The 26,585-nt window shown below is 66.4% G+C and carries 24 protein-coding genes, 2 pseudogenes and 2 riboswitches; of the genes and pseudogenes, 12 read left to right on the forward strand and 14 right to left on the reverse strand.

Annotated elements, in window-relative coordinates; genetic code table 11:
• Nucleotides 1-6: 6 nt before the first annotated feature.
• Nucleotides 7-858 carry an aldo/keto reductase gene (locus CLV01_RS20065; RefSeq protein ID WP_099733383.1) on the reverse strand — a complete coding sequence of 284 codons (852 nt, stop codon included), beginning with the start codon at nucleotides 856-858 and terminating at the stop codon, nucleotides 7-9.
• Between the two features lie 125 nt (nucleotides 859-983).
• Between CLV01_RS20065 and CLV01_RS20070 the strand changes: the two genes are divergently transcribed.
• A complete protein-coding gene (locus tag CLV01_RS20070; RefSeq protein ID WP_099735093.1) occupies nucleotides 984-1,943 on the forward strand; it encodes a LysR family transcriptional regulator in 960 nt (319 codons plus the stop codon).
• Nucleotides 1,944-1,997: 54 nt separating this feature from the next.
• Here the strand turns inward: CLV01_RS20070 and CLV01_RS20075 are convergent, their stop codons facing one another.
• Nucleotides 1,998-2,882 (reverse strand): LysR family transcriptional regulator, encoded by an 885-nt coding sequence (locus CLV01_RS20075; protein ID WP_065346636.1) that lies wholly within the window; start codon nucleotides 2,880-2,882, stop codon nucleotides 1,998-2,000.
• A 119-nt stretch (nucleotides 2,883-3,001) separates the two neighbouring features.
• On the opposite strand from CLV01_RS20075, the gene argC reads away from it, so the two are divergent.
• Nucleotides 3,002-3,988 (forward strand): N-acetyl-gamma-glutamyl-phosphate reductase, encoded by a 987-nt coding sequence (gene argC, locus CLV01_RS20080; RefSeq protein WP_099735092.1) that lies wholly within the window; start codon nucleotides 3,002-3,004, stop codon nucleotides 3,986-3,988.
• Nucleotides 3,989-4,136: 148 nt separating this feature from the next.
• On the opposite strand, the gene CLV01_RS20085 is transcribed toward argC, so the two are convergent.
• Entirely contained in the window at nucleotides 4,137-4,574 is a 438-nt protein-coding gene (locus CLV01_RS20085) for an acyl-CoA thioesterase (protein ID WP_099735091.1), read from the reverse strand.
• 218 nt (nucleotides 4,575-4,792) lie between these two features.
• Between CLV01_RS20085 and CLV01_RS20090 the strand changes: the two are divergent.
• The 5 genes and pseudogenes from CLV01_RS20090 to CLV01_RS20110 all read left to right on the forward strand — a co-directional run bounded on the left by CLV01_RS20090 (nucleotide 4,793) and on the right by CLV01_RS20110 (nucleotide 10,875).
• A pseudogene (locus CLV01_RS20090) lies at nucleotides 4,793-6,492 on the forward strand (electron transfer flavoprotein-ubiquinone oxidoreductase).
• Between the two features lie 404 nt (nucleotides 6,493-6,896).
• Nucleotides 6,897-7,868: an ABC transporter substrate-binding protein gene (locus CLV01_RS20095; protein WP_012206114.1), complete on the forward strand. Its 972-nt coding sequence runs from the start codon at nucleotides 6,897-6,899 to the stop codon at nucleotides 7,866-7,868.
• A gap of 123 nt (nucleotides 7,869-7,991) precedes the next feature.
• The gene (locus CLV01_RS20100) at nucleotides 7,992-8,876 is read left to right on the forward strand and encodes an ABC transporter permease (protein ID WP_012206115.1); all 885 of its coding nucleotides are present in this window, start codon (nucleotides 7,992-7,994) and stop codon (nucleotides 8,874-8,876) included.
• A gap of 169 nt (nucleotides 8,877-9,045) precedes the next feature.
• Entirely contained in the window at nucleotides 9,046-9,840 is a 795-nt protein-coding gene (locus CLV01_RS20105) for an ABC transporter ATP-binding protein (protein ID WP_012206116.1), read from the forward strand.
• Nucleotides 9,841-9,942: 102 nt separating this feature from the next.
• Entirely contained in the window at nucleotides 9,943-10,875 is a 933-nt protein-coding gene (locus CLV01_RS20110; protein WP_099733382.1) for an ankyrin repeat domain-containing protein, read from the forward strand.
• 38 nt (nucleotides 10,876-10,913) lie between these two features.
• Here the strand turns inward: CLV01_RS20110 and CLV01_RS20115 are convergent, their stop codons facing one another.
• From CLV01_RS20115 to CLV01_RS20125, 3 genes and pseudogenes are all read right to left on the reverse strand, one after another.
• The gene (locus CLV01_RS20115) at nucleotides 10,914-11,300 is read right to left on the reverse strand and encodes a cupin domain-containing protein (protein ID WP_099733381.1); all 387 of its coding nucleotides are present in this window, start codon (nucleotides 11,298-11,300) and stop codon (nucleotides 10,914-10,916) included.
• A gap of 76 nt (nucleotides 11,301-11,376) precedes the next feature.
• Nucleotides 11,377-12,188: pseudogene (locus tag CLV01_RS20120) on the reverse strand (AraC family transcriptional regulator).
• 155 nt (nucleotides 12,189-12,343) lie between these two features.
• A complete protein-coding gene (locus tag CLV01_RS20125) occupies nucleotides 12,344-13,702 on the reverse strand; it encodes an MFS transporter (RefSeq protein WP_257221417.1) in 1,359 nt (452 codons plus the stop codon).
• A gap of 99 nt (nucleotides 13,703-13,801) precedes the next feature.
• On the opposite strand from CLV01_RS20125, the gene CLV01_RS20130 reads away from it, so the two are divergent.
• Nucleotides 13,802-14,692: a LysR family transcriptional regulator gene (locus CLV01_RS20130; protein WP_099733379.1), complete on the forward strand. Its 891-nt coding sequence runs from the start codon at nucleotides 13,802-13,804 to the stop codon at nucleotides 14,690-14,692.
• A 255-nt stretch (nucleotides 14,693-14,947) separates the two neighbouring features.
• Nucleotides 14,948-16,429, forward strand: a complete 1,482-nt coding sequence (locus CLV01_RS20135) for an amino acid permease (protein ID WP_013801947.1) — start codon at nucleotides 14,948-14,950, stop codon at nucleotides 16,427-16,429.
• Nucleotides 16,430-16,481: 52 nt separating this feature from the next.
• On the opposite strand, the gene CLV01_RS20140 is transcribed toward CLV01_RS20135, so the two are convergent.
• The 3 genes from CLV01_RS20140 to CLV01_RS20150 all read right to left on the reverse strand — a co-directional run bounded on the left by CLV01_RS20140 (nucleotide 16,482) and on the right by CLV01_RS20150 (nucleotide 18,157).
• Nucleotides 16,482-16,844 carry a VOC family protein gene (locus tag CLV01_RS20140; RefSeq protein ID WP_063325944.1) on the reverse strand — a complete coding sequence of 121 codons (363 nt, stop codon included), beginning with the start codon at nucleotides 16,842-16,844 and terminating at the stop codon, nucleotides 16,482-16,484.
• Nucleotides 16,845-16,928: 84 nt separating this feature from the next.
• Nucleotides 16,929-17,696 (reverse strand): DUF6597 domain-containing transcriptional factor, encoded by a 768-nt coding sequence (locus tag CLV01_RS20145; RefSeq protein WP_099733378.1) that lies wholly within the window; start codon nucleotides 17,694-17,696, stop codon nucleotides 16,929-16,931.
• Nucleotides 17,697-17,701: 5 nt separating this feature from the next.
• Nucleotides 17,702-18,157, reverse strand: coding sequence for an Lrp/AsnC family transcriptional regulator (locus tag CLV01_RS20150; protein ID WP_099733377.1), 456 nt, complete (start codon nucleotides 18,155-18,157; stop codon nucleotides 17,702-17,704).
• Nucleotides 18,158-18,525: 368 nt separating this feature from the next.
• Between CLV01_RS20150 and CLV01_RS20155 the strand changes: the two genes are divergently transcribed.
• Entirely contained in the window at nucleotides 18,526-20,247 is a 1,722-nt protein-coding gene (locus CLV01_RS20155; RefSeq protein WP_257221419.1) for a sensor histidine kinase, read from the forward strand.
• A gap of 51 nt (nucleotides 20,248-20,298) precedes the next feature.
• Here the strand turns inward: CLV01_RS20155 and CLV01_RS20160 are convergent, their stop codons facing one another.
• Nucleotides 20,299-20,790, reverse strand: coding sequence for a DMT family transporter (locus CLV01_RS20160; protein WP_046985421.1), 492 nt, complete (start codon nucleotides 20,788-20,790; stop codon nucleotides 20,299-20,301).
• A gap of 98 nt (nucleotides 20,791-20,888) precedes the next feature.
• Here CLV01_RS20160 and CLV01_RS20165 point away from each other — a divergent pair, with 98 nt between their 5' ends.
• A complete protein-coding gene (locus CLV01_RS20165) occupies nucleotides 20,889-21,806 on the forward strand; it encodes a LysR family transcriptional regulator (RefSeq protein WP_099733375.1) in 918 nt (305 codons plus the stop codon).
• Between the two features lie 130 nt (nucleotides 21,807-21,936).
• Here CLV01_RS20165 and CLV01_RS29710 read toward each other — a convergent pair whose 3' ends face one another.
• The 4 genes from CLV01_RS29710 to CLV01_RS20180 form a co-directional block, all read right to left on the reverse strand.
• Nucleotides 21,937-22,254, reverse strand: coding sequence for a hypothetical protein (locus CLV01_RS29710; protein ID WP_257221420.1), 318 nt, complete (start codon nucleotides 22,252-22,254; stop codon nucleotides 21,937-21,939).
• Complete coding sequence (locus CLV01_RS29715; RefSeq protein ID WP_257221422.1) at nucleotides 22,251-22,529, reverse strand: hypothetical protein; 279 nt, start codon at nucleotides 22,527-22,529, stop codon at nucleotides 22,251-22,253. The genes CLV01_RS29710 and CLV01_RS29715 overlap by 4 nt, the downstream gene beginning before the upstream one ends.
• Before the next feature lie 32 nt (nucleotides 22,530-22,561).
• Nucleotides 22,562-23,131 carry a hypothetical protein gene (locus CLV01_RS20175; protein ID WP_097202085.1) on the reverse strand — a complete coding sequence of 190 codons (570 nt, stop codon included), beginning with the start codon at nucleotides 23,129-23,131 and terminating at the stop codon, nucleotides 22,562-22,564.
• Nucleotides 23,132-23,294: 163 nt separating this feature from the next.
• Nucleotides 23,295-24,896, reverse strand: a complete 1,602-nt coding sequence (locus tag CLV01_RS20180) for a fatty acid--CoA ligase (protein WP_099735090.1) — start codon at nucleotides 24,894-24,896, stop codon at nucleotides 23,295-23,297.
• Between the two features lie 169 nt (nucleotides 24,897-25,065).
• Nucleotides 25,066-25,177, forward strand: a riboswitch (glycine riboswitch).
• Between the two features lie 15 nt (nucleotides 25,178-25,192).
• Nucleotides 25,193-25,311: riboswitch (glycine riboswitch) on the forward strand.
• A gap of 59 nt (nucleotides 25,312-25,370) precedes the next feature.
• On the opposite strand from CLV01_RS20180, the gene gcvT reads away from it, so the two are divergent.
• Complete coding sequence (gcvT, locus tag CLV01_RS20185) at nucleotides 25,371-26,504, forward strand: glycine cleavage system aminomethyltransferase GcvT (protein ID WP_441306980.1); 1,134 nt, start codon at nucleotides 25,371-25,373, stop codon at nucleotides 26,502-26,504.
• The last annotated feature ends 81 nt before the right edge of the window (nucleotides 26,505-26,585 follow it).

A 26,585-nucleotide genomic window follows, 5' to 3' on the forward strand; every position in this document is an offset into this window, starting at 1 on the left:
GGTCACTCAGATGTCCAGCCTGCGCTCGGACATCCACTTGACGATGGCCGGGTCGCGGTGAGAGAAGAAGCTGCTCGTGTTGGTGTCGAGCGTGGCGATGCTTGCCATGTGGGCGTCGCTGAGTGCGAAGTCGAAGATGGCGATGTTCTCTGCCATGCGCTCCTTGCGGACCGACTTGGCGAGCGCGACGATCCCGCGCTGTACCAGCCAGCGCAGCACCACCTGGCCGACCGACTTGCCGTAGTGCCGGGCGATGCCGAGCAGCACTTCGTTCTGGAAGAGGCCGTTGCGGCCTTCGGCAAACGGAGCCCAGGCCTCGGCCTGCACACCCATCTCTCTCATGAACGGCACGGCTTCCAACTGCTGCTGGAAGGGATTCACTTCGACTTGGTTGACCGCCGGTGCGATCTCGTTGAACGCCTTGATGTCCATCAGGCGGTCCGGTTGGAAGTTGCTGACGCCGATGGCGCGCAGCTTGCCCGCGCGGTAGGCGTCCTCCATCGCGCGCCACGAACCGTGGACGTCGCCGAAGGGCTGGTGAATCAGGTACAGGTCGAGATAGCTGAGCTGCAGCCGACGCAGGGACTTGTCGATGGCTTGCTGCGTACGCTCGTAGCCGGCCTCCTGCACCCAGAGCTTGCTGGTGACGAAGAGCTGGTCACGCGGCACGCCACTGGAGCGCAATCCCTTGCCGACCGCTTCTTCGTTCATGTAGGAGGCTGCGGTGTCGATCAGCCGGTAGCCGGTTTCGATGGCGTCGACGACGCTGCGCTGGCACTCATTGGCATCGGCGATCTGGAAGACGCCATACCCGACCATGGGCATGTGAAGACCGTTGTTCAGAACGACGTGTTGCATGAGCTTTGCCTTGTAGAAGTTCGATGGCACGAACTTTAGGCAACGGACTGGCATCTGAATAGATGCATTTGAGTTGTTGAATTAGCATCAATTCAATGACAATGAAAGCCGCGAGGAGGCCACTCATGGCGATCAACGAGCTTCGATCCATCACGACCTTTATCAAGGCAGCGGAACTTGGCAGCCTGCGCAAAGCCGCAGCAGACCTTGGCATCAGCCCCCAGGCGGCGAGCAAGGCATTGGCCCAGCTGGAAGCCCATCTGGACGTGCGCCTGTTCCATCGGACAACGCGTGTGATGTCGCTGACCGATGCAGGACAGCGGCTGTTCGAAGACGTGCGGCCGGCCGTGACGGGAATGCACAGAGCGCTGCAGTCCGCCAAGTCGGCACGGGATGAATTTGCGGGCCCGCTGCGCATCACGGGCCCTCGCACCACGTTCCAGCCGATTCTCTGGCGCCTGGTCGACGAGTTTTGCGATATGCATCCAGGGATCCAGCCCGACGTCCTGCTGGACGACCGTATCGGCAACTGGGTGGAGGATCGCGTGGACGTGGGCTTTCGCCTCGGCCCGTCGCCCCATGAGGGCGTGATTGCACGGCGGCTGTTCCCGGTTCAGTTGCCCATCTGCGGTGCACCTTCTTACTTCGCGAAACACGGTGTGCCCGAGTCGTTGGCTGACCTGGCCACACACCGCTGCAGCGCCTATCGGCATCCGAGCACGGGGAAAGTGCTGCCGTGGCGGGTGAAGATCGACGGCCAGGCCGCCGACCAGCCAGTCGTCCCGACGATCTGCAGCAACGACGAGCTGTTTGAGCTGCAAGCCGTCCTGGCCGGCAAGGCGCTGGCCCAGCTCGCGGGCGTCACCGCGGCACCGTTTATCCGCTCCGGCAAGCTGATCCCGATCCTCGTGGACCACATGCCGGACTACGCCAGCTACTTCGTCTACTTCGGAAGCAGGTCGTCCCAGCCAGTACGAGCCCGTGCATTCATCGATTTGGCCGTTCAACGTCTGGCGGACAACCCGGAGTACGTACTCAACCCGAGCGAGCTCCTGGGCAAAGTCGGGCGACCAGGCCGCGCTTGATGCGGCGCAAGCAACATCAGCCATGGCCCTGAACGCACGGCGCCCCCTCCCCCTTCAACGCCCCCGCATCCCCATCAAAACCTCAATCGTCACCGACGTCGCGTCGTCATCCGGCCGTTTGCGATGCGCGATGCCCAACGCCCTTGACAGTGCCGGCCGCAGGGGCCGCGTGGTGATGCGGGGGTCAGGCTGCGGTGCGCCGGCCTCATGGGGCAGCAGCGCGGCGCCGTAGCCCGCCGCCACCAGGCTCTTCATTGCGTCGTTGTAGTTCAGCTCGATCCGTGCCTGCGGCCGGGCGCCGCCTGCGGCAAACCATTCGGCGGTCTGGCGCGACAGCCGGGTGCCACGGTCGTTGGCGATCAGGGGGCGGGCCGCAAGCCACGCGGGCGTGATGTGCCGCGGAGGCTTCCAGGCGGCCGGGATGAAGGCGAGCACGGGGTCCTGGCGCCAGGCCTGCACCTGCAGCCCGCGCAGCACGGGCTGTGGCAGCGCGACGATGCCGATGTCCAGGCTGCCGGCAGCCAGGCGCGCCAGGGCCTCCTCGCTGGTCATCACCGCCACTTGCACGTCGATCTCGGGATGCCGGGCGGCCAGGGTTTCAAGCGCCTGGGGCAACAGGTGCGCGAGTGCGCCGGTGGAGGCGCCCAGGCGCACGCGGCCCCCGCGCGTGGCGATCTGGCGCTGCACGGTCTGCAGGAGATCGTCGGCCTCGGCCAGGAGCTGGCGCGCCTTGTCTATCAGCAGGCTGCCCGCCGATGTGGCGGTGACGCCGGCCGGTGCGCGGTGCAATAGACGAGTTCCCAGACGCTCTTCGAGCTGCGCCACATGCAGCGTCACCGTGGGCGGCGCCAGGTGCAGCACCTTGGCGGCGGCAGCGAACGAGCCCAGGTCGGCCACCGTCAGCAGGGTGCGCAGACGGTCCAGATTGATTTCGCGCATGGTGCGGTGTCCCAGGTTGCAAGCAATTCAGAAACCATGAATCCGTAGTTTGTCAGATTCAACTGGCCTGCATGCGGCAGGCGCTGCACCATGCGCTCCACACCCAATCGGAGCAACCCATGACCTCTCTTGTTTTCATCGATGGCGACCAAGGCACCACCGGCCTGCAGGTGCGCGAATGGCTGGCGGATCGGACCGACCTGCGCCTGCTGCAGCTGCCGGCCGACCAGCGCAAAAGCACGGCGCACCGCGCCGAGGCGCTCAACGACTGCGACATCGCCTTGCTGTGCCTGCCGGACGAGGCTGCGCGCGAGGCCGTGGCGCTGGTGCGCCGGCCCGGCGTGCGCGTGATCGATGCGAGTTCTGCGCATCGCACCGCGCCGGGCTGGGTCTATGGCCTGCCGGAACTGGAGGCAGGCCAGGCCGAACGCATCGCCCATGCCCGGCGCGTCAGCAATCCCGGCTGCTATCCGACAGGTGCGCTGGCACTGCTCAGGCCCTTGATCGACGCGGGCCTGCTGCCGCCCGACTACCCGCTGGCCATTCACGCGGTATCGGGCTACTCGGGACGGGGCCGCGCAGGACTGCTGGACCATGAGGGCGCTGCCGCCGCGACTGCCGTGCCCCTGCAGGTCTATGGCCTGGGACTGCATCACAAGCACGTGCCCGAGATCCAGCAGCATGCCGGCCTGGCCCATGCGCCGGTGTTCGTGCCGGCCTATGGCCACTACCGGCAAGGCATCGTGCTGAACATCGCCCTGCATCTGCGGCTGCTGCCCGCTGGTGTGACCGCCCGCAGCCTGCACGCTGCCCTGCAGGCGCGGTACCAGGGCCAGCCCTGCATCGAGTTGCAACCCCTGGAGGAGGATGCCGATGCGCAGCGGCTCGATCCGCGCGCGCTCAATGGCAGCAACCGGATGCGGCTCGCGGTGTTCGGACAGCCGCAGGAGCAGCAGGTACTGCTGACCGCCGTGTTCGACAACCTGGGCAAGGGCGCTGCCGGTGCGGCGGTGCAGAACCTTGATCTGATGCTCGGGCTGCAGCCACTGCTGCAGCCACTGCTCCAAGGCTCAACGAATCCGTCGCGAATTCCCCTCCCCCTCTGAGCAAAGGGGCATGCGCGCCCTGCCGAGCGCGGCGAGCTGGCCGCCGCCTTGCTGCTGGCGCGCATGGCTCATCCAGGCTGCCCCGCCAGCAATTGCTGGCCAGACCGAAGCTGGTGCTGCGCAAGTCGGCCTGAATCCGGGCGGGCGCTCAGCCGGGACTGGTGCCTGCGCCCACCATCTCCCGCACCCAGCCCGGCAGCTCGACGGCCTTCTGCCTGGGAAAGTCCACCCAGATCACGGTGCCGCCGCCGGCCGCGCAGATGACGCCGGGCTCGGAGATGCGTTCCATGGTTCCCCAGGTCTCGAAGGTGGTGCGGCCGGGGTCGCTGACGTACATCTTGAGCAGCACCTCGTCGGGATAGGCCAGCTGCTGGTGGAAGTTGCAGAACGCATTGACGATGACCGGCCCCTGCCCGCCCGGCGTAGGCGCCATGCCCGCTTCAACCATCCAGTCGATGCGGGCAGTCTCCAGATAGCGGAAGTACATGGCGTTGTTGACATGGCCCATGGCGTCCATGTCGCCCCAGCGCACTTTGAATCGCATCTCGTGAACGCATTTTTTATATTCTGGAATCTCTATGCGCATGCCTGCAGTCTCCTTGTTGTAGCGCCACCGCAAGGCACCATGCCCCGCAGCCCCCGGTCACTGTGCAGCAGGGCGGATTCCCGCGCTGTCACCTATCAGCAACGACGGGGTCCACGCACGTCATAGAATCCACCGCATTGCGGCATTTGCGCTGCAGCCGAACGAACGTTCGGTCTGCCGAACATCCTGTTTTTTCAATATCCAAGCGAGACACCCCGATGACGAACGAAGAAATCCTGGCCCAGTACGGGCCGCGCGAAGCCATGGAATACGACGTGGTGGTGGTTGGCGGCGGCCCCGGCGGCCTGGCCACGGCCATCCGCCTCAAGCAGCTGGCGGCCGAAAAAGGCCAGGATGTCTCCGTCGTCGTGCTGGAAAAGGGCTCGGAGCCCGGTGCCCACATCCTGTCGGGCGCCATCATGGACCCGCGTGCGCTGACCGAGCTGATCCCTGACTGGAAGGAAAAGGGCGCGCCCCTGACCCAGCCCGTCACCGATGACGCCATGGTCTTCCTGGGCGAGAAATCCGCCCTGCGCACGCCCAATTTCCTGCTGCCGGCCTGCTTCCAGAACCATGGCAACTACATCGTTCGCCTGGGCTACGTGGTCAAGTGGCTGGGCGAGCAGGCCGAGGCACTGGGCGTTGAAATCTTCCCGGGCTTTGCTGCCGCCGAAGTGCTCTACAACGAGGACGGCTCGGTCAAGGGCGTGGCCACCGGCAACATGGGCATCGGCAAGGACGGCGAACCCACGGGCGACTTCCAGCTGGGCATGGAGCTGCACGCCAAGTACACGATCTTTGCCGAAGGCTCCCGCGGCCACCTGGGCAAGCAGATCATTGCCAAGTACCAGTTGGACGCCGGCAAGGACCCGCAAAGCTACGGCCTGGGCATCAAGGAGCTGTGGGAAATCGACCCGGCACGCCACAAGCCCGGCTTCGTGATGCACACGGCCGGCTGGCCCATGGACAGCAAGACCTACGGCGGCGCCTTCCTCTACCACCTGGACGACAACAAGGTCACGCTGGGCTTCATCACGGGCCTGGACTATGCCAACCCCTACCTGAGCCCCTTCGAGGAATTCCAGCGCTGGAAGACCCATCCCAACATCCGCTACTACCTGGAAGGCGACGAGTCCAAGGGCATCAAGCCGGCCAAGCGCCTGGGCTACGGCGCGCGCGCCATCACGGCCGGCGGCCTGCTGTCCCTGCCCAAGTTCGTGTTCCCGGGCGGCGCGCTCGTGGGCTGCGACGCAGGTTTCCTGAACGTCAGCCGCATCAAGGGCAGCCATGCCGCCATCAAGACCGGCATGCTGGCCGCCGAGGCCGCCTATGACGCCATCGTCGCGGGCCGCCAGGGCGACGAGCTGGGCGCCTATGTAGAGGCCTTCGAGAACAGCTGGCTGTACGAAGAGCTGAACAAGTCGCGCAACTTCAAGGCCTGGTTCAAGAAGGGCCTGACCACGGCCACGCTGATGAACGGCATCGAGCAGTTCGTGCTCAAGGGCAACATCCCCTGGACGCTGCACCGCGACAAGCCCGACCACGCCTACCTGAAGCCTGCGGCCGAGTGCAAGCCCATCGACTACCCCAAGCCCGATGGCAAGCTGACCTTCGACCGCCTGTCCAGCGTCTTCATCAGCAACACCAACCACGCCGAAGACCAGCCCGCCCACCTGACGCTCAAGGACGCCTCGGTGCCCGTGGCCATCAACCTGGCCAAGTACGCTGGCCCGAGCAGCGCTACTGCCCGGCCGGCGTCTACGAGTTCGTGGACGACACGGCCCAGGGCGGCAAGCGCCTGCAGATCAACGCCCAGAACTGCGTGCACTGCAAGACCTGCGATATCAAGGACCCCACGCAGAACATCGTCTGGGTCACGCCCGAAGGCGGCGGCGGGCCGAACTACGCGGGCATGTGATCCGCACGCCACACCGGCCTTCCTCTGAAGCCTGCCCAAGCCTGCTTGTGCAGGCTTTTTCTTTGAGCGCCGTCAAAGCCATGCAGGCCCAGAAAGCATAGAAGGCCATCCGAAAGGCGCTTGCACGCAATAAAAATGCACGACAAAGCCCAAAACAAGCCCCTGAAGACGCAAACCTGCACCGCCAAACCTGTCCAACACGCATGAAAAAGTTGCACCTAGGGCATTCCCCGCAGATTTCATGCCAATTTTTAGATACAAACCTATAGGTGAAAACCGGGTCGTCCAAACGCCAAGGCGTACAGGGCGGCTGCAGTAGACTTTGCCGCGAAGCGCCGCGACCGTCCTGTGCGGCCTTCTGCTGAGCAAACAGGAACAAACACAAGCACGTTGGAGATACACGTATGAAGCACTTGTCTTGGGCGCCCCTGGGCGCGCTGGCCCTGGCAATTTCCGCCATCGCGGGCGGCGCCCACGCCGCTGACGAGAAGTCGGTCGCAGTGACCGCCATCGTCGAGCACCCTGCACTCGACGCCGTGCGCGACGGCGTGCAGGCCGCGCTCAAGGAAGCAGGCTACGAAGCCGGCAAGAACCTCAAGTGGCAGTACCAGAGTGCCCAGGGCAACACCGGCACGGCCGCGCAGATCGCACGCAAGTTCGTGGGCGACAAGCCTGACGCCATCGTGGCCATCGCCACGCCCTCGGCCCAGGCCGTGGTCGCATCGACCAAGACCGTGCCCGTGGTGTTCTCCGCCGTGACCGACCCCGTGGCCGCCAAGCTGGTGCCCAGCTGGGAGCCGTCCAAGAACAACGTGACCGGCGTGTCCGACCTGCTGGCCCTGGACAAGCAGATGGATCTGGTCAAGCAGGTCGTGCCCAACGCCAAGCGCGTGGGCATGGTCTACAACCCCGGCGAGGCCAACTCCGCCGTGGTGGTCAAGGAACTCAAGGCTCTGCTGCCCAAGCTGGGCATGACCCTGGTGGAAGCCGCGGCACCCCGCTCCGTGGACGTCAGCAGCGCCGCGCGCAGCCTGGTCGGCAAGGTCGATGTGATCTATACCAACACCGACAACAACGTGGTCTCGGCCTACGAGTCGCTGGTCAAGGTCGGCCAGGACGCCAAGATCCCGCTGGTGGCCTCGGACACCGACTCCGTCAAGCGCGGCGCCGTGGCTGCCCTGGGCATCAACTACCGCGATCTGGGCGAGCAGACCGGCCGCATGGTCGTGCGCATCCTCAAGGGCGAAAAGCCCGGCGACATGAAGACCGAAGTCAGCACCAAGATGGAGCTGTTCGTGAATCCGGGCGCCGCCGAGAAGCAAGGCGTCAAGCTGTCCGACGCGCTGGTCAAGTCGGCCGCCCAGGTGATCAAGTAATACCCGGGGTTTGCCTGCCCGGGACCAACCCGGGCAGTGCGCCCACGGTGGCAGGCGCCATGGCAACATGGCCCTGCCCTTTTTTTAAGTCGTTTTCTGTCCCACGCGCCTGTCGCTCCTCCTATGTCTCTTTTCTCATTGCTCGGTGCCGTCGAGATCGGCCTGATCTTCAGCCTGGTGGCGCTGGGCGTCTTCATCTCGTTCAGATTGCTGCGCTTTCCCGACCTCACGGTGGACGGCAGCTTCCCGCTGGGCGGCGCCGTCTGCGCCATCCTGATTTCCACGGGCACCAATCCCTGGCTGGCCACGCTGGCCGGCACGGCCGCAGGCGCCGTCGCGGGCCTGATCACGGGCTGGCTCAATGTGCGCCTGAAGATCATGGATCTGCTGGCCTCCATCCTGATGATGATCGGCCTGTATTCGGTCAACCTGCGCATCATGGGCGGCCCCAACGTGCCGCTGATCAACGAGACCACGCTGTTCACCCTGCTGCAGCCAGACAGCGTGGCTGACTATGTGATGCGCCCGGTCATCCTGTTCGTGATCGTCGTGATCGCCAAGCTGGGCCTGGACTGGTTCTTCGCCACCGAGCGAGGCCTGGCCATCCGCGCCACGGGCTCCAACGCCCGCATGGCACGCTCGCAGGGCGTGAACACCGGCGCCATGATCCTGCTGGGCATGGCGATCTCCAACGGCCTGGTCGGCCTGGCCGGCGCGCTGTTCGTGCAGACCCAGGGCGGCTCGGACATTTCCATGGGTATCGGCACCATCGTCATCGGCCTGGCTGCCGTGATCGTGGGCGAGTCCATCCTGCCTTCGCGCCGCATCGTCTGGGCCACGCTGGCCGTGGTGGTGGGCGCCATCGTCTACCGCTTCTTCATTGCAGCGGCCCTCAACAGCGATTTCATCGGCCTCAAGGCCCAGGATCTGAACCTCGTCACCGCCCTGCTGGTGACCGTCGCCCTGGTGATCCCCCAACTGAAGCGCAAGTTTGCGCAAAGGAAATGACACCCCCTGAGCGGCTATGCCGCTTCCCCCTCTCTACTCGCTCCGCGAGGGAGGGGAACGACGCCATCGCTGCGGGGCGGCCCTTGCTAGGCGTCCCTGAGTTTGGACCGCGTCAGTTCAAGCACCACGCCTTGAGCGACTGAACGAAGAAATACCGGAGATTGCACTCATGCTGAGCGCACAACAACTCGAAATCACCTTCAACCCCGGCACGCCCATCGAAACGCGGGCGCTGCGCGGCATGTCGCTGGACATTCCCGACGGCCAGTTCGTCACCGTCATCGGCTCCAACGGCGCCGGCAAGTCCACCTTCCTGAACGCCGTCTCGGGCGACCTGTCCGTGGACAAGGGCCGCATCGAGATCGCCGGCCAGGACATGACGCGCCTGCCCGTGTGGGCCCGCTCCGAGCGCGTGGCCCGCGTCTTCCAGGACCCCATGGCGGGCACCTGCGAGGACCTGACCATCGAGGAAAACATGGCCCTGGCCCAACGCCGCGGCACCTTCCGCCGCCTGAGCCGCGCCGTCAAGGCCGAGATGCGCGACAACTTCCGTGAGCGCCTGTCCATCCTGGGCCTGGGCCTGGAAAACCGCCTTACCGACCGCATCGGCCTGCTCTCTGGCGGCCAGCGCCAGGCCGTGAGCCTGCTGATGGCGGCGCTGCAGCCTTCGCGCATCCTGCTGCTGGACGAGCACACCGCCGCGCTCGACCCGCGCACGGCCGACTTCGTGCTGCAGCTGACGGCGCGCATCGTCTCCGAGGCCAAGCTCACCACCATGATGGTCACCCACAGCATGCGCCAGGCGCTGGACGTGGGCGAGCGCACGGTGATGCTGCACCAGGGCCAGGTCGTGCTCGACGTCAGCGGCGAGGAACGCGCCCGCATGGACGTGCCCGACCTGCTGCACATGTTCGAGAAGGTGCGCGGCGAAAAGCTCGCCGACGACGCGCTGCTGCTGGGCTGAGCTGGGCTGGGCTGAAACAGCCCGCCTAAGATGAAAGGGCGCTGCGGCGCCCTTTTTCACGGCCCCTGCCCTGGCCTTTTGACTTCAGAAAGCCGATCCCCCATGTCCCATCTCCTTTTCAAGGCCGCAAGTGCCGGTGATGTCGCTGCAATCGAGGCCCAGCTGGCCCGCGGTGCAGACATAGATTGGCGCCACAAGGGAACCGGCAGGACGGCACTGATCGAGGCGAGCATCCAGCGGCAGCCGCAGGCCGTGGCCGCCCTGCTGCGCCATGGAGCATCGCTCAACCTGCAATGCAAGGCGCTTGGAAGCACGGCACTGGCCTGGGCGGCGAGCCTGGGCGATGCGGCCATCGCCGCAATGCTGCTCTCGCACAAGGCTGACATCGAAATCGCCTCGCCCGAGCTGGGCCGCACGGCACTGATGAGCGCAGCGCAGGCCGGCCACGCGGAACTGGTGGCCTTGCTTCTGGAGGCAGGTGCCGATCCCGCACCGCTGGATTTCCGTCAGGAAAACGCCTGGGCGCTGGCCCGGGCCAAGGGACATACGCAGGTCATGGCACTGCTGGAGAGGTCTGGCAGTGCCAGCCCGCCGCCGCCTGTAGCACCGCAGGCTCAGGATTGGCCAGACACATCACCGGGCACCGAAACGCAGACGCCTGAACGAGTGGTTCGCGCCTACATCCTGGCCATGGAAGCCTGGGAACGCAAAGGCGTCGCCAGGCACGCCGCATCCGCATCCGCACCTGAGTTTTGGGCAGAGCAACTGGACATCGTGGCCAAGTACTGCACCTCCAAGCCGCGCGCCTACGCCCACAGCTCTTTTGGCACACCCACCCACCACTCCGCGCAAGACCTGCTGCTGTCGGTGACCCAGCAATCCGCATCGAGGATGGAACTCATCGTTCTTCGCGCCAACGAGTCCATGGCATACGAACACCGCTTCTCCGTACATCGCAAGGCGGGACAGTGGCGCATCGACAGCCTGGCGCGCCGCCTGCACGGAACGCAGAAGTGGGAGCGCGACATTCTCTAGCTGGCCGGCCATCCCGGCGACAGCCAGCCGCCGTCCCGCTAAACCCACACATCGTTGAGCGCCGTCCTCTCGCCGCCTTCCTCCCCGGTGTTCAGCACCCCGCGCGGCTCGATCAGCATGAGGCGGGCTTCCCGCTCGGCGCTGGGCTTGTGCTCCGTGCCTTTGGGGACCACGTACAGCTCGCCCTGGCGCAGCAGCACATGGCCATCACGGAAGTCGATGCGCAGCTCGCCATCCAGCACCAGGAAGGCTTCATCCGTTTCGGCATGCGAATGCCAGATGAACTCGCCCTGCACGCGCACGATCTTGAACTGGTAGTCGTTCATCTCGGCGACGACGCGGGGGCTCCACTGGCCGGTGAAGCGGCTGAATTTCTCGGGGAAGTTGATGGCCTCGTAGGGGCGGTTTCCAACGGGGAACGTCATGGGCAGACCTGATGAAAGCGTGTGAAGCCTCCATGCTAGGAAGCGCCATCCCTCCGGTCTTGCACGATCGTGCAGCTCAGGCCGCGCCCAGGCGCCTGAGCCAGCGCGCCGGCGGCACGCCATAGGCCATGGCGAACTGGCGCGCCATGTGGCTCTGGTCGAAGAAGCCGGCCTGCAGTGCGGCATCGGCTACGCCCTGCCCCGCCAGCAGCAGGCGCCGCACGGTGTCCAGCCGGCGCATGGTCAGGTAGCGGTAGGGGCTGGTGCCGTAGAGCGCGCGGAAGTCACGGCACAGCCGCCAGCGGTCCAGGCCACTGGCCTGTGCCAGAGCATCCAGGGTCACGCCCTGCACCAGCGCGTCGTGGATGCAGGCGCGGGCGCGCTCCACAGCCCCCAGGTCGGGCAGGCGCCGGATGTTGCGCCGGCCCGCCACGGCGTCCAGCGCCCATGCCAGGTCGTAGATGGCGTCGTCGCGCGCCAGCGGCTCCAGGTCTTCATCCAGGCCCTGCAGCAGCGGCAGCAGCGCGGCCTTGAGCCGCGGATCGGCAGACAGCCCGCCCTCGACAAAGGGCAAGGGCCTGCCGCCCAGCACCTGCTGGATCAGGGCCGGCTCCACATAGACCATGCGGTAGCGAAAGCCTGCGTCGGTGCCCGCGTGGCCGTCATGCAATTCATCGGGATGCAGCACCATGGCACCGCCCGGCAGGCTGTGCCGCTGGCTGCGGCGGTAGGCAAAGCTTTGCACGCCGGACAGCGTCAGGCCCAGTGCATAGGTGTCGTGCCTGTGGGGCGCATAGCCGTGCCCGCCGAATAGGCCTCGATGCGCTCCAGGCCTGCGCCCAGCTGCGAATGCCGGACCCAGTCGCTGGAGATGCTCGTTTCTGCCATGTGGGTTGGTGGTGAGGGGTGTGCAAAGCAGCCGCAGATGGTAACTGCGGGCCAGTGACCTCAAGGCGAGCAGGCCGGCTGCTCCGCGCCCGGCACGGCCTGGCTTGCCGGTGCGCGGCGCATGCCCGCAGACACCACCCACCCCAGCAGCGCGATCAGCGCAGCACCCCATTCGGCCTGCTGCAGCCCCCGTGCCGTGGCCTCGCGCAGCGCATCGGGCGCAGTGATGCCGGCCAGCGGCGCCGTGGCCACCATGACCAGCAGGGCCAACCCCAGCGCCGCGCCCACTTGCTGGGCCGTGGCCGCAATGCCCGAGGCCACGCCCTGCTGCGCAGCCGCCACGCCCTGGCCGGCCACCACCCACATGGCGGTCCAGCACGCGCCCTGGCCCAGGCTGAGCACCACGAAGCCCGGCACCAGCCAGACATAGCTGCCGCCCAGCGGCAGCGCCCAGGCCATGTAGGCCAGGCCGATGGTGCCTGCGGCCCAGCCCCCATCAGCACGGCGCGCGGCGTGGAGCGGTGCAGCCAGTGTTCGGCCCAGCGGATGCCCAGCGTGCAGACCGCCGTGGGCAGCAAAAAGGCCATGCCGGCCTGCAGCGGGCTCCAGCCGAAGATCTGCTGGAAATACAGCGCCAGGAAGTAGTACTGCACGCCAAAGCTGCTCATGAAGATCATGGTCAGCAGCATGGCCGCGCGCAGGCTGGGCACGCGCAGCAGGGACAGCGGCATCAGTGGCGAGGCAATGCGCGCCTCGATGCGCCAGAAAAGGGCCAGCGCCGCCATGGCCACGGCCAGCGTCCCCAGCGTGGCGGCGCTGGCAAAGCCCCATTCAGGGCCTTGCACCAGGGCCGTCACCAGCAGGCTGCTGCCCACGGTCACGCTCAGGCAGCCGGCCAGATCGAAGCCCTGGCCCGGCGCGGCGCGCCCGGTCTGGGTCGAGGGCGGCAGAAAGCGCAGCGCTGCCATGGCACACGGCCAGGCCACGGGCACCAGCACCCACAGCACCCAGTTCCAGCCCAGCGTCTGCGTGAGCACGCCGCCCAGCAGCGCGCCGGCCGCCAGCCCGCCGGCCGACGCCATGCTCCACACGGCCAGGGCGCGGTTGCGCTCGGGCCCGGCCGCATACAAGGTGTTGATCAGCGACAGCGTGGCCGGAAACAGCAGCGCCCCGGCCACGCCCTGCCCTGCGCGGCCCAGCACCAGTTGCCAGGGCTGCGAGGCAAAGCCGCCGACCAGGGAGGCCAGGCCGAACAGCGCCATGCCCGCCACATACATGCGCCGCTTGCCCAGCAGGTCCGCGCAGCGCCCGCCCAGCAGCAGGCAGCCACCAAAGGCCACGCTGTAGGCACTGACCACCCATTGCAGATGGTGCGCGTCCATCTGCAACTGCTGGCCCATGGCGTCGAGCGCGACGAAGACGATGGTGGCATCCAGCGCAATCAGCAGCTGGGACAGGGACAGCAGCGCCAGCGCGGCGCGCGGGTGGCGCAGGGCGCCGGGGGAATCGGTCATTGGCATGGCGCCGATCCTAATTAATGCACTTGTGAAGATAAACAGCAGATTTTCATTTTTCTTATGCAAAACTGCATTAATCGAATCTGGAGACATGCCATGGATCTCAACGCCGTGCACCTGCTCATCAAGGTGGCCGAAAGCCGCAGCTTCACCCAGGCCGCCACGCTGCTGGGCACCAGCCAGCCACGCATCTCGCGCGCCGTGGCGCAGCTGGAAAAGGACCTGGGCACGCGGCTGCTGCACCGCAATACGCGCAGCGTCTCGCTCACGCCTGATGGCTGCGCGCTGGTGGACCGCTGCGCCCCGCTGATCGCCGGGCTGGAAGAGGCGCGCCAGCTGGTCAGCGACCGGCGCTGTGCGCCCAGCGGCGTGCTGCGCATGACGGCGCCGTCCATGCTGGGCCGCATCGTGCTGGTGCCGCTGCTGGGGCAGTTGCTGCGCGAGCATCCGCAGCTGCAGATCGACACCAGCTTCACCGACCGCATGGTGGACATGGTGGAAGAAGGCTTTGACGCAGCCGTGCGCATAGGCCCGCTGGCAGACAGCCGCATGATTGCCCGCGCCCTGCCGCCGCTGCGCTGGGTGACCGTGGCCTCGCCCGCCTATCTGGCGGCGCGCGGCACGCCGCAGACGCTGCAGGAGCTGACGCAGCACAGCTGCATGGCCGTCTACAACCACTACCTGGGCCGGCGCGTGCCCTGGCAGTTCCTGGCCGGCAATGGCGAGATGCTGGACTGGCCTGCGCCGCAGACCGTGACCTTCGACAGCGGCGACCCGCTGGTGGAAGGCTCGCTGGGCGGCCTGGGCGTGGCCCAGGTCATGGAGTTCGCGGTGCGCGAGCACCTGCAGGCGGGCCGGCTGGTGCGGCTGCTGCCCCAGCACGAGGGCCGCGCCCGCGAACTGTCCCTGGTCTACCCGCGCACGCGCCAGGCCTCGCCGCGCATCAAGGCACTGGCCCAGCTGCTGCTGGCGCAGACACAGTGGTAGGTAGGCAGGCGGGCCGCAGACGGCGTGGCGCCATGCACACAGTGGGTTCGGATTCAGTTCCGCTTATGTGGGTGAAGGGGGATTAAACTCCTGCCTTTCCACGATGGCAGCGTTCTCGGACAATCACGCCTTTTCGTGGTGCATGCACCTTGATGGGGCCGCGACACAGCGGCTCTTTTGTTTTTCCTGTTTTGCATTCCTGCCCCCGCGCCGGCCAGCGGCCGCGCGGGATCTGATCCACCAATCGACACATCCATGGCAGCAGACAACTCCAAGAATGCCGCTCCCACCGCGCTCAGGCGCGAACTCAAGGCGCGGCATCTGTCCATGATCGCCATCGGCGGCTCCATCGGCACCGGCCTCTTCGTTGCCTCGGGCGCCACCATCTCGCAGGCCGGCCCCGGCGGCGCCCTGCTGGCCTACATGATCGTGGGCCTGATGGTCTACTTCCTCATGACCAGCCTCGGCGAAATGGCCGCCAACCTGCCCGTCTCGGGCTCGTTCGCCACCTACGGCGCGCGCTATGTGGACGAAGGCTTCGGCTTCGCGCTGGGCTGGAACTACTGGTACAACTGGGCCGTCACCATTGCCGTGGACCTGGTGGCCGCCCAGCTGGTCATGGCCTACTGGTTCCCCGACGGCAACGGCATGCTGTGGAGCGCCCTGTTCCTGGCCATCATGTTCGGCCTCAACGCCATCTCGGTCAAAGGCTTCGGCGAGGCCGAGTACTGGTTCGCCGCCATCAAGGTGACCACCGTCATCCTCTTCATCGGCGTGGGCGTGCTCATGATCCTGGGCATCGTGCGGGGCGGCGCGCCTGAAGGCGTCTGGGGCAACTTTGCCCTGTGGAGCCAGGGCGACGCGCCCTTTGCGGGCGGTTTCTCGGCGCTTATCGGCGTGGCCATGATCGTGGGATTTTCCTTCCAGGGCACGGAACTGATCGGCATTGCTGCCGGCGAATCCGAGAACCCCGCCAAGAACGTGCCCCGCGCTGTGCGCCAGGTGTTCTGGCGCATTTTGCTGTTCTACGTCTTCGCCATTCTGGTCATCAGCCTGCTGATCCCCTACACCGATCCGCACCTGCTCAAGAATGATCTGGGCGACATCAGCGTGAGCCCCTTCACCCTGGTCTTCGAGCGCGCTGGCCTGCTGTCGGCCGCCGCCGTGATGAACGCCGTGGTGCTGACCTCGGTGCTGTCGGCCGGCAATTCGGGCATGTACGCCTCCACGCGCATGCTCTACACGCTGGCCTGCCAGCGCATGGCGCCGCGCATGTTCTCGTATGTCAACAAGCGCGGCGTGCCCACGCTGGCCCTGCTGGCCACCACCGTGGTGGCGGCGCTGTGCTTCCTGACCAACATCTTCAGCCCGCAGCTGGTCTACATCTGGCTGCTGAATCTGTCGGGCATGACGGGCTTCATCGCCTGGCTGGGCATTGCCATCAGCCACTACCGCTTTCGCAAGGGCTTCGAGGCCCAGGGCCTGGACCTGAACCAGCTGCCCTACCGCGCATCCTGGTTCCCGTTCGGCCCCATCTTCGCCTTCGTGCTGTGCATGGTGATCACGCTGGGCCAGAACTACGAGGCCTTCATGGCCGACCGCATCGACTGGACCGGCGTGGTCGCCACCTACATCGGCCTGCCGCTGTTCCTGCTGATCTGGGGCGGCTACCGCCTGGTCAAGGGCACGCACATCGTGAAGTACAAGGACATGCAGCTGGGCTCCAACGTCGACTGACGCCCGGCCCAGTCCCCATGAAAAACAGCCCGCAGATGCGGGCTGTTGGCTTTCAGGCATCGGCCGACCACACGGCCAGCTCGTAGCCATCCGGATCGGTGAAGTGGAACCTGCGGCCACCCGGGAACGCGAACACCGCGCGGCTGATCACGGCCCCGGCCCCGGCCGCTTCCACGCGGCGCTGTGCCTCGGCCAGATCGTCGGCGTAGAGGATGACCAGCGGGCCGCCGGGCCGCACCTCCTCGCCGGTGGTGAAGCCGCCGGTCAGCCGGCCGTCGCTGAACTCGGTGTAGCTCGGGCCGTAGTCGGTGAAGGTCCAGCCGAAGGCCTCGCCGTAGAACGCCTTGCTGCGCGCAATATCGGCCACGTTGAACTCGATGTTGTCGATCTGGTGGTTCTTGCCCCTGATGCCCATGTGATGCTCCGTTGAATGCTGGTAAGCCTCCATCATCGGCCACGCCGTGGCAGCGGTCTTGAACAAAACGGCCAGCCGGACTGCTCAATCCAGCAGCTGCGCCATGGCGGCCTGCGCCGTGATGCCGCACAGCGCCCTCACTTCGCGCGACAGATGCGCCTGGTCCGCATACCCGGCGTCCGCCGCCAGCGCCGCAAGACCTGCCTGCCGATCAGACCGTGCCAGGGCCAGCAGGCGCTGAAAGCGCAGCACGCGCTCCAGGGTCTTGGGGCCGTAGCCAAACTGCGCGTGGCACAGGCGGCGCAGGCTGCGCTCGGACATGTCCAGCTGCGCGCGCATGGCGGCAAGCACACCGGATTCATCCCGCCCGGCTGCAGCCGCCACATTGAACAGCTCCATGGCCTGCCGGTCCGGCGCCGGGGCGTCGCGGCCCATTTGCACCAGTCCATGGATGAACACGGCCTGCCCTGCGCCCGGCTGCGCATCGTTGATGCGTTGCACCCACTTCCGCGCGCGCGGCCCCAGCAGATCGCCCAGTTCCACCGCCTGCCCCACGATCTCGTCCATGGGCAGGCCCAGCCAGGCGCTGGCCGCACCGGGGCCGAAGCGCGCCCCCCATACCTCGGACCCCGGCACCAGCGCGGGCCGCGCAGCCACCCTGTCAGGCCCCACGGCCAGCAGCCGCCCGCCCTTGCAGACGATGTCCACGCAGCCATCGGGCACCACGAGAAAGCCGCCGGCATAGTCCGGGGCCACGGTGCTGCTCCACAGGCACTGGAAGTGCGGCTGCAGGGCGGGCGGCGGGGAGTGTTCGCGGTAGGGGGCGGGCGGCGGCGCCTGGCCAGAGGGCATGGATTTCAGACCCCCAGCGGCAGGTCGGCCTTCTTCAGCGTGCGCAGCACAAAGCTGGACTGGCTGTGGCGTATGCCCTTGATCTTGTACAGCTTCTCGCGCAGCAGGCGCTCGTAGTCGCGCGTGTCCTTGACGACGACGCGCAGCAGGTAGTCGTACTCGCCCGAGACCAGATGCGCCTCCACCACCTCGGGAATGGTCGCCAGCATCTCGCCGAATTTCTCCAGCGTGTTGTCCGAATGGCTGTCCAGAGTGACCTGCACCAGCACCGTATCGCCCAGGCCCAGCGCCAGCGGGTTCAGGCGCACGGTATAGCCCTCGATCACCCCCGCCTCTTCCAGCTTCTTGATGCGTGCCCAGCAGGGCGAGGCGCTCAGGCCCACGGCCGCGCCGATTTCCTGCAGGCTGACGCGCGCGTTGGCCTGCAGAGCGGAAAGAATCTTTCTGTCGAGGATGTCCATGGCCGGCAATCTACTGCAAAACAGGCAGGCGCAGAATAATTTTCTGTAGCAACGCCTGTTTTGAAGAAATAAAGCAGCATTTTCTGAGACCAAACGCGCACACTTGTCTGCATGGGAGCACGCTTACCGGCGCAGCAAAACCATTCACCCAGCCCCGCCGACTACCGCCAGCGCCCGGATGCGTGATCCAGACCAGGAGCCCGTTACAGGCCGCCCCGCTTATCCGCAGCGGGGCGGCCTGTTGCATTGGGGCACCTGGCAGACGGCAGACAGCGCTTTCCCGCAATGGCCGCCGGTGCACAATGGCCCCCCCGCAAGCCTGCACGGCGGACATATACGGGCGCACGCCACTTCAACCCATCGGACCCTTGATCCACACCCAAGACAATCCCACTGAAGGCCGCCGGAGGCACTGGCCAACGGGTGCTGCAGCGCAATGGCTGATGCAGGTCCTGGTGCAGGCCCTGGCAGCTGCAGCGCTTCTGGCGCTGCTCGCCCGCTTGCTGCCCAACCCCCAGGCAGACCAGGGCATTGCGGTCTTTCCCGGCAGAAGCATGGCGCCGGCCGCCATGCTGCTTTACGCGTACATGGGCTCGGCCCTGGCCATCACGCTGATGAGCCTGATCCTGTGGTGCTGGCTCAGGGAAAGGCTCTACATTCTTTGCGCCGCGCTCCTGGCAGCCGGCTTTGCCTACGCCGCCTTCCGTTACCGGCCCGAAGGCCTGTGGCTGCCCGGCGCCGACCAGCCCCAGCATGCGCTGTCCATCGCCTACTGCAGCTTCTGTGTGGTGGCGACGGTGTTTTTCAGCCAATTGTTCGAGTTCCGCCGCCATTGGATCTGGGCTGCGCACCTCTTCAGCGTGGTGGCCTGGCTGAATGCCATCGCACTGGGCCTGGCACTGTTGGGTGGCTATCCGCAGATCTCGCGTGCCGTGGTGTTCACGGCCCTGGTGTCCACATCGTTCGGTGCGGTCTTCGTGCTGTACCTGCTGGTGGTCCGAAGGCAGTGGCAATACCTGCCGGGCGCGCTGGCGTTTGCGGTGCCTTCCGCCCTGGGCATCCTGAACCTGCTGAGAACCCAGGGCCTGCTGCCGGATCTTGCGCTGCCATCGGCCCAGATGCTCTGGTTTGCCGGGCGTGTGTCCGAGGCCATCCTGCTGGGAATGGCGGTGACCAACCGCACGCGGGTGGCGGAGCGCGCCCTGCGCAGTGAGCGGATGCAGGCCCTGTCACGCGCCCAGGCGGCCGAGCGCGAGCTGGAATCCAAGGTCCTGCAGCGCACCGCACAACTGCAAACGGCCCAGCAGGCCTTGCAGACCGCCTTGCACAGCGAGCGCGAGATGCGGCTGGAGCAGCGCCAGTTCTTCAACATGATCAACCACGAGTTCCGCACCCCGCTCACCATCGTGGACGGCGCCGCGACCGAGCTGCAGACGTTCCCGACGACAGACGCGGATTCCCTCATCGAGCAGGCGTCGCAGATACGCAGGGCTTCGCGCCGGCTGATGACCCTGGTGGACACCTGCCTGATCAACGACCGGCTGGACGCGGGCGCGTTCCGGCTGCAACTGGAGCAGACGCCATTGGATGAACTCCTGGAGGAGTCTGCAGAGCTCGTCGGCTGGTCCCGGCGGCATCGCCTGAAACTGGATCTGGAACACGGCCCGCAGCAATGGCAATGCGACCCTGTCCTGGTGCGCATCGCCATCTCCAACCTTGTCGGCAACGCCATCAAATATGCCAAGGCGGGCGACATCACACTGGCCGCCCGCTGCGATGCGTCCGGTGACCTGCTGATTTCCGTCAGCGACCAGGGACCGGGCCTTGCGCCCGAAGCGGCAGGACAGGTTTTCGAGCCCTATGAACGCGCAAGCGCCACCCGGCACGTCAACGGGCATGGCCTGGGCCTGTCCGTGGTCAGGCGCATTGCCAGGCTGCACGCAGGCGACGCGTTCTTCCAGCCGGCTGCCGGAGGCGGGGCCTGCTTTGTCATCCGGCTGGGCCGGCTCCTGCCCGGCACGGCAGATGCCCGCCAGGAACGTCCGCCAGCGGCAAGGCCGGCCGCCGTGCCGCCGGGCATGCCCGCCTGACGCGGGCAAGGCCGGGGCCTTCACCGCTGAAGCAGGGCGTGCTCGCGGCGCTCATGGGGCCGCCGCTGCACGGGCCGTCCCGCCCTGCACCACCAGCAGCACGCCACCCAGGATCAAGGCCACGCCGGCCAGGCGCGTCGCATTGACCGGCCGTGCGCCCAGGCCCATCAGGCCGAAGTGGTCCACCAGCACCGAGACCACGATCTGCCCCGCCACCACGCAAACGAGGAAGCCGCCTGCACCCAGCCTGGGCGTGACGGCGGCCGCGCTGGCCACATAGATGGCCCCCAGCACACCGCCTATCCATAGCCACCATGGCCCCGCTGCCGCCTGGGCCATGGCCGGAGCGGGCGCGCGCAGCACCCACAGTGCAGGCACCACGACCATGACGCTCACGGCCAGCGAGACCAGCGCGCCCCACAGCGGGTGGCCCAGCAGGCGGCCCACCAGGGCATTGCTGGCGGCCTGGAATGGCAGGATGGCCCCCGCCAGCAGCGCCAGGGCCACGGGAGCAAGGGCGGTGAATGTGCTTTTACCTGTCATGCAGCAAGACCTTTCTTCTTCTGTCAATCGATGCCTGCATGCTCTCGCATCCAGCTTGTTGATGGAAATCGTTTGTGTGCACGGTCTATATTCATGGCATGGATGAACTGCGCCGGATCGACCTCAACCTGCTGCTGGCCCTGCACGCCCTGCTGGCCGAAAAACATGTGACGCGCGCGGCCCTGCGCCTGCACAAGAGCCAGCCGGCCATGAGCCATTCGCTGGCGCAGCTGCGCGAGCATCTGGGCGACCCGTTGCTGGTGCGGCGCGGTGGCCGCATGGCGCTGACGGCACGCGCGCAAGGCCTGGTGCAACCGCTGGCGGATGCGCTGGGCAGCCTCAACGGCTTGCTGGCACAGGCGGAGTTCGACCCGGCCCACGCACGCGGACGGCTGCGGCTGGCGCTGTCGGACTACGCATCGCGCATCGTGCTGCCGCCGCTGATGCGGCATCTGCGCCAGCACGCACCCGGGCTGGACCTGGCCATCAGCCAGTCCACGCGCGAGGTGATGCTGGCCCAGCTGGCCGATGGCGAACTGGACCTGGCCCTGGGGCCCTTCCCCGACGCACCCGACCTGCCCGAAGGCATCGAGGTGCAGGATCTGTTCCAGGAACAGTTCGTGAGCGTGGCCGACCAGGCCGTGCTGCCTGCACGCGGCGGGCTGTCACTGCAGGACTGGCTGCAGCGCCCGCACGTCATGCTGGCCATGCGGCCCGACGCCAGCGAAGAAATCGAGAAGGCGCTGGCCGCCCAAGGCCTGAGCCGCCGCGTGGTGCTGGCCCTGCCCCACTGGAGCGCGGCGCTGGAGGTGCTGGCAGGCACCGACCTCGTGCTGACCGTGGGCAGCCGCGCCATTGGCGACCTGCGCCGCCACAAAACGCTGCGCCGTTTCGCTCCTCCGCTGGAACTGCCCGAGTTCGCCTACCAGCAGGCCTGGCATGTGCGCAAGCAGGGGGATGCCATGCATCGGTGGCTGCGGCAGGCGGTAGCCAGGAGTTGTCGTACCGTACAGTAGTCGCTGATGTCTGAGCCGACTTCTACCGGCACCGAACCGGCCATGAAAAATGCCAGCCTGCATGTGGACAGGCTGGCATTGGAGCGAAAGCTTGAAGGCAGCCCCGTGGCCTCGAACAGCCGCGGCCGCCTTAACGCAGCTTTTCGTTCTTGCGAATTTCACTGCTCAACTGCTGAGCTACTTGCGTGGCTGCACGCTTGGCGGCCAAGCCGAAGTCATCCAGAAACTCGCTGAACTCCGCTTCGCCCCGCGCAGAAGCCTTCACTCTTCCAATTTCGTTGCCGTTGGCATCAGTGACCACACACGCGATCTCTGTAACGAAGTAGGTCGGGGGCCACGTAAGCGCCGATGGCGATCCCGAATCGGTTTTGATCTCGGGGATGAAAATCAAGGCCGCACGGGCCGCCTCTACGGCCTGCGTATCGCTTGGCGCTGCAATCAGCGTCACATCCTGGTAAACAGAGCGCAATGCGTCCCGAATTGTTTTTTCGAGGTCGCGATAAGGGAAGTATCTAACACTGTCCCCCCTCCCGCAGGTGAAACGAAGGCGGTATTTCGCTGAGTCTCGCTGATGGCGTAGGCAACCTTCTTCTGGATCAACTCCGACTCGATACGCTCAGGTCGTGTATCGCCACCGATGTTGATGGGATGGGCACATCCCACCAACGTTGCCAAAGTGACGGATGCCAGAACCGCTCGAATGATTGCGGAAAAAAAGCGCATGGTTTTATCCTCGGCGACTCACTGTGAAGCCGTCAGGGAGCCAACGCGGCAAGGAATTGAGGATCGGCGTACACCTTGCGCAGCAATTCCCGAACAAGCTGAGGATAGGCAGCCTGTCCTGCAGGAATGGCTACAGCGCCCATGAAGCTGGACTCGAAGCTAGTCTCTGCCTTGTAGGTCTTCTTGAGCCGCTGCTCTCCGCTGCGCAAGACCCGAAGCTCAATCTCCATCACACCCGAGCCCGTGCTGAAACCGCGAATATCGATATCGTTGGCAAGAATCTTCGCGTCAATCTGGGTGTGCGACTGGGGATCGTAGGCGGAGATCTCCTTCAAGTCCTGAACCAGCGCCTCTTCCAGATACTTGGAAAAGGTGCCGCTCGCCGAATTAAGAGGCGTTCCACGCAAGGAGAGGTTGTTGACCGGAGCAGCAGGATCTGTCGGCTCCACCTTCAGAACATTGGCGGATCCCGGCTTGGCCGCCTTCAATTGCTCCAGCGCTGCGTAGTCTGCCCCGTAAGGCGGAGCTTTCAGTTGGGCACATCCCGTAGCCAGAACCGTCACCGCGCAGATTGCCAAGGCGCGAACGTAAGACGCGATCATTTCTCTCTCTCCCCGAAGATTATTTGAAGGAAGCAAATGTAATGCAAAGTAACCGCTTCAATTCAAAATTTCCTAAGGAAAGGCTGCTTTCGGATGAGTCCGATGAAGGGGTAGGGCCGGACCGCGCATCGTCATGCAGTCAGCATGCTGGATCGAAGCCTTCTCAGTCCACCACCCGCAGCAACTGCTTCTGTATCTTCCCGCTGGCCGTCTTGGGCAGGGCCTGGCGGAAGTGGTAGCGGCGCGGGCGCTTGTAGGCAGCCAGGCGGTCGCCGTGGACCAGGAAGGCGTCCAGCGCCTCGGCCGTGGGCGTGGCACCAGGCTTGGCGACCACGTGGGCGGCGACGATCTGGCCCCAGCGCTCGTCGGCCTCGCCGATGACGGCGACTTCGAGCACGTCGGCATGCTCGACCAGCGCGTCTTCCACTTCGCGCGGATAGACGTTCTCGGCACCCGAATTGATCATGTAGTCGATGCGGTCGCGGATCCAGAGGTAGCCGTCGTCGTCGATGTGGCCCAGGTCGCCCGTGTGGTACCAGCCGTGCGCCAGGGCGCGGGTGTTGGCGTCGGAGCGGTTGAGGTAGCCGGCCATCATGCAGGGGCCGCGCACCAGGATTTCGCCCACCTCGCCTGGCAGGCAGGCCTCGGCCGGATCGGTGGGGGCGTTGTCTTCGCGCAGGCGGGCCACGATGAGGTCATGGCCCATGGAGGGCAGTCCCGCCGAGCCCGCGTGCGAGAGTTGCTCGCGCGGCAGGAGGATGGACATGCAGGGCCCCATCTCGGTGGTGCCGTAGACCTGGACCAGGTCGCTGCCGACCTTGCGCGTCCATTCGCGGATCAGGTGCGGCGCCATGGAGGCGCCGCCGTACTCCACCAGCCGCAGCGCGGGCGCCTGCTCAGGCGAGGCAATGGGGTCGGCCAGCAGCATGGTGACCATGGTGGGCGCCGCGAAGAAGAAGCTCACGCGCTCTTCGCGGATCAGGCGCCAGGCCTCGGTCACGTCAAAGCGGCGCAGCAGCACCTGGGTGGCACCGGCCTGCAGGCGCGGCAAAAAGCTGGTGTGCAGCTCGGCCGTGTGGTTGAGCGGCGCCATGGCCAGGCCCACGTCGTCGCGCGTGAACTGCATGGTCTGGTGCATGAGGGCGTTGTGCGCCAGCTTGCTGCGGTGCGTATGCAGCACGCCCTTGGGCCGGCCCGTGGTGCCGCTGGTGTACATGAGGATGCAGGGGTCGCTCTCGCGCACATGGGCATGGGGCGGCGCGCTGCTGCGGCCCCTGGCCAGGGCGGACAGGCGCTGCGTGGCCCAGATCGGCAGCGGGTCGGCCGGGGCATCGTCGGCAAAGATCCAGTGCTCGGTGCCTGCGCCAGTGCCACCCCCGCCTTCGGCCTTGAGCAGGGCCTGGGCGCGTGCGGCCACCTCGCCGCCCTCGTGCTCGAACACCAGGGCGCGCGCTGCGCCGTCCTTGAGGATGAAGGCCAGCTCCTGCGCCGCCAGCCGGTAGTTGATGGGGTTGAAGATGGCGCCCAGGCGCGCGGCCGCCAGCATGGTGAAGACAAAGGCCGGCGTGTTGTAGAGAAAGGCCGCGACCACGTCGCCATGGCCTATGCCCAGCTCGGCCAGGCCGTGGGCGTGGCGGTTGACTTCGGCATCGAGCTGGGCGTAGGTCCAGGCGCGGCGCTCGCCGCCCTCCCAAGCGACCAGGGCTTCCTTGTTCGGCAGGTAACGTGCCGGCCAGGCCAATGTGTCTCCCAGCGTCTGCTGCATGTGCGCTTCTTCCTTCTCGCTCACGAGATTTCATATATCGATGCATCTCAATGTAGGAGATTTTTTAGACAGTTATGCGATTTGCAAATGCATCCATGCAGGCAAGCGCATGGAGTTGCGGCCGGCCCGCGGAAATCCCGAAGCCGCGCGGACGCTGGCCGCAGCTAGAATGCGCCGGTCAGGAGAGAGTGCCCGCCCGGCCGCAATGGTCACAGGCAGCGGCACCGCCGAAGGCGCAGGGTTCGTCCCGAACGCTCAGGCAAAAGGACTGGCACCGCCTGCCGCCACGGCCGCAGGCGTTCCTAGCTGGAGAGAGATGCAGGGCACGGCGGTGTGCCCCATCCACCGAAGGAGCAAGCCCCACGCATGGAAGGTGCGGGTGAATCTCTCAGGTAAAGCGGACAGCAGGGCAGGACATCCCGGGATTCCGGGATGGCGTTGTGCCTTGCCCCTTGCCGAAAAGAGAGTCCCTCCTTGACCGCTGCCTCCACCACCGATCTGCTCAAGACCCCGCTGTTCGACCTGCACCAGGAACTGGGCGCGCGCATGGTGCCGTTTGCCGGCTACTCCATGCCCGTGCAATACCCGCAGGGGCTGATGGCCGAGCACCTGCACACCCGCGAGGCGGCAGGCCTGTTCGATGTCTCGCACATGGGCCAGATCAGCCTGCGCGGCCCGGATGCCGGCGCGGCGCTGGAATCGCTGCTGCCCATGGACGTGCTGGGCCTGGGCGAACACCGCCAGCGCTACGGCCTGCTGCTCAACGACGCGGGCGGCATTCTGGACGACCTGATGTTCGTTCGCCGCGAGGAAGACCTGTTCCTGATCGTCAACGGCGCCTGCAAGCACGAAGACCTGGCGCACATAGAAGCCCGCATCGGCCAGCGCTGTGAAATCGAGCCCCAGTTCGACCGGGGCCTGCTGGCGCTGCAGGGCCCGCAGGCAGCAGCCGCCATGGAGCGCCTGCTGCCCGACACGGCCGGGCTGGTGTTCATGACGGGCGGCTACTTCGACTGGGAAGGCGCCGAGCTGTACATCACGCGCAGCGGCTATACCGGCGAGGACGGCTTCGAGATCTCCTTGCCCGCCAGCCACGCCGAAGCCTTTGCCCGTGCCCTGCTGGCCCAGCCCGAAGTCAGGCCCGTGGGCCTGGGCGCGCGCAATTCGCTGCGCCTGGAAGCCGGCCTGTGCCTGTACGGCAACGATCTGGACACGACCACCACCCCGGCCGAGGCCGCCCTGAACTGGGCCGTGCAGAAGGTCCGCCGCATTGGTGGCGAGCGCGAAGGCGGCTTTCCCGGCGCGGCCACCGTGCTGGCCCAGCTGCAGTCGCCCGAGCTGCTCACGCGCAAGCGCGTGGGCCTGGTGGCCCTGGAGCGCGTACCCGTGCGCGAAGGCACGGAGCTGCTGGATGCCAGCGGCCGCAAGGTCGGCCAGGTCACCAGCGGCCTGCTGTCGCCCACGCTGAACCAGCCCGTGGCACTGGCCTATGTGGAGCCGGGCAGCGCCGCCATCGGCACCACGCTGCAGGCCATGGTGCGCGGCAAGGCCGTGCCCATGCAGGTGCAGGCCACGCCCTTCTTGGCGCCCCGCTATCACCGCGGTTGAGGACAGCCTGCGCGCTTGGCGTGGATCGAGTTCGGCGGATTCGTTTTTCCTGCCATCGCATGCCGCTACAGTGCGCACTGA

The sequence above is a fragment of the Delftia sp. 60 genome (assembly GCF_002754395.1).
Classification (GTDB): domain Bacteria; phylum Pseudomonadota; class Gammaproteobacteria; order Burkholderiales; family Burkholderiaceae_C; genus Comamonas; species Comamonas acidovorans.

Bases quoted from the DNA above. Each gene is read 5' to 3' on its own strand.
- CLV01_RS20065 (WP_099733383.1), bottom strand. From the start codon at position 858: ATGCAACACGTCGTTCTGAACAACGGTCTTCACATGCCCATGGTCGGG.
- CLV01_RS20070 (WP_099735093.1), top strand. From the start codon at position 984: ATGGCGATCAACGAGCTTCGATCCATCACGACCTTTATCAAGGCAGCG.
- CLV01_RS20075 (WP_065346636.1), bottom strand. From the start codon at position 2,882: ATGCGCGAAATCAATCTGGACCGTCTGCGCACCCTGCTGACGGTGGCC.
- argC (WP_099735092.1), top strand. From the start codon at position 3,002: ATGACCTCTCTTGTTTTCATCGATGGCGACCAAGGCACCACCGGCCTG.
- CLV01_RS20085 (WP_099735091.1), bottom strand. From the start codon at position 4,574: ATGCGCATAGAGATTCCAGAATATAAAAAATGCGTTCACGAGATGCGA.
- CLV01_RS20095 (WP_012206114.1), top strand. From the start codon at position 6,897: ATGAAGCACTTGTCTTGGGCGCCCCTGGGCGCGCTGGCCCTGGCAATT.
- CLV01_RS20100 (WP_012206115.1), top strand. From the start codon at position 7,992: ATGTCTCTTTTCTCATTGCTCGGTGCCGTCGAGATCGGCCTGATCTTC.
- CLV01_RS20105 (WP_012206116.1), top strand. From the start codon at position 9,046: ATGCTGAGCGCACAACAACTCGAAATCACCTTCAACCCCGGCACGCCC.
- CLV01_RS20110 (WP_099733382.1), top strand. From the start codon at position 9,943: ATGTCCCATCTCCTTTTCAAGGCCGCAAGTGCCGGTGATGTCGCTGCA.
- CLV01_RS20115 (WP_099733381.1), bottom strand. From the start codon at position 11,300: ATGACGTTCCCCGTTGGAAACCGCCCCTACGAGGCCATCAACTTCCCC.
- CLV01_RS20125 (WP_257221417.1), bottom strand. From the start codon at position 13,702: ATGACCGATTCCCCCGGCGCCCTGCGCCACCCGCGCGCCGCGCTGGCG.
- CLV01_RS20130 (WP_099733379.1), top strand. From the start codon at position 13,802: ATGGATCTCAACGCCGTGCACCTGCTCATCAAGGTGGCCGAAAGCCGC.
- CLV01_RS20135 (WP_013801947.1), top strand. From the start codon at position 14,948: ATGGCAGCAGACAACTCCAAGAATGCCGCTCCCACCGCGCTCAGGCGC.
- CLV01_RS20140 (WP_063325944.1), bottom strand. From the start codon at position 16,844: ATGGGCATCAGGGGCAAGAACCACCAGATCGACAACATCGAGTTCAAC.
- CLV01_RS20145 (WP_099733378.1), bottom strand. From the start codon at position 17,696: ATGCCCTCTGGCCAGGCGCCGCCGCCCGCCCCCTACCGCGAACACTCC.
- CLV01_RS20150 (WP_099733377.1), bottom strand. From the start codon at position 18,157: ATGGACATCCTCGACAGAAAGATTCTTTCCGCTCTGCAGGCCAACGCG.
- CLV01_RS20160 (WP_046985421.1), bottom strand. From the start codon at position 20,790: ATGACAGGTAAAAGCACATTCACCGCCCTTGCTCCCGTGGCCCTGGCG.
- CLV01_RS20165 (WP_099733375.1), top strand. From the start codon at position 20,889: ATGGATGAACTGCGCCGGATCGACCTCAACCTGCTGCTGGCCCTGCAC.
- CLV01_RS29715 (WP_257221422.1), bottom strand. From the start codon at position 22,529: ATGCGCTTTTTTTCCGCAATCATTCGAGCGGTTCTGGCATCCGTCACT.
- CLV01_RS20175 (WP_097202085.1), bottom strand. From the start codon at position 23,131: ATGATCGCGTCTTACGTTCGCGCCTTGGCAATCTGCGCGGTGACGGTT.
- CLV01_RS20180 (WP_099735090.1), bottom strand. From the start codon at position 24,896: ATGCAGCAGACGCTGGGAGACACATTGGCCTGGCCGGCACGTTACCTG.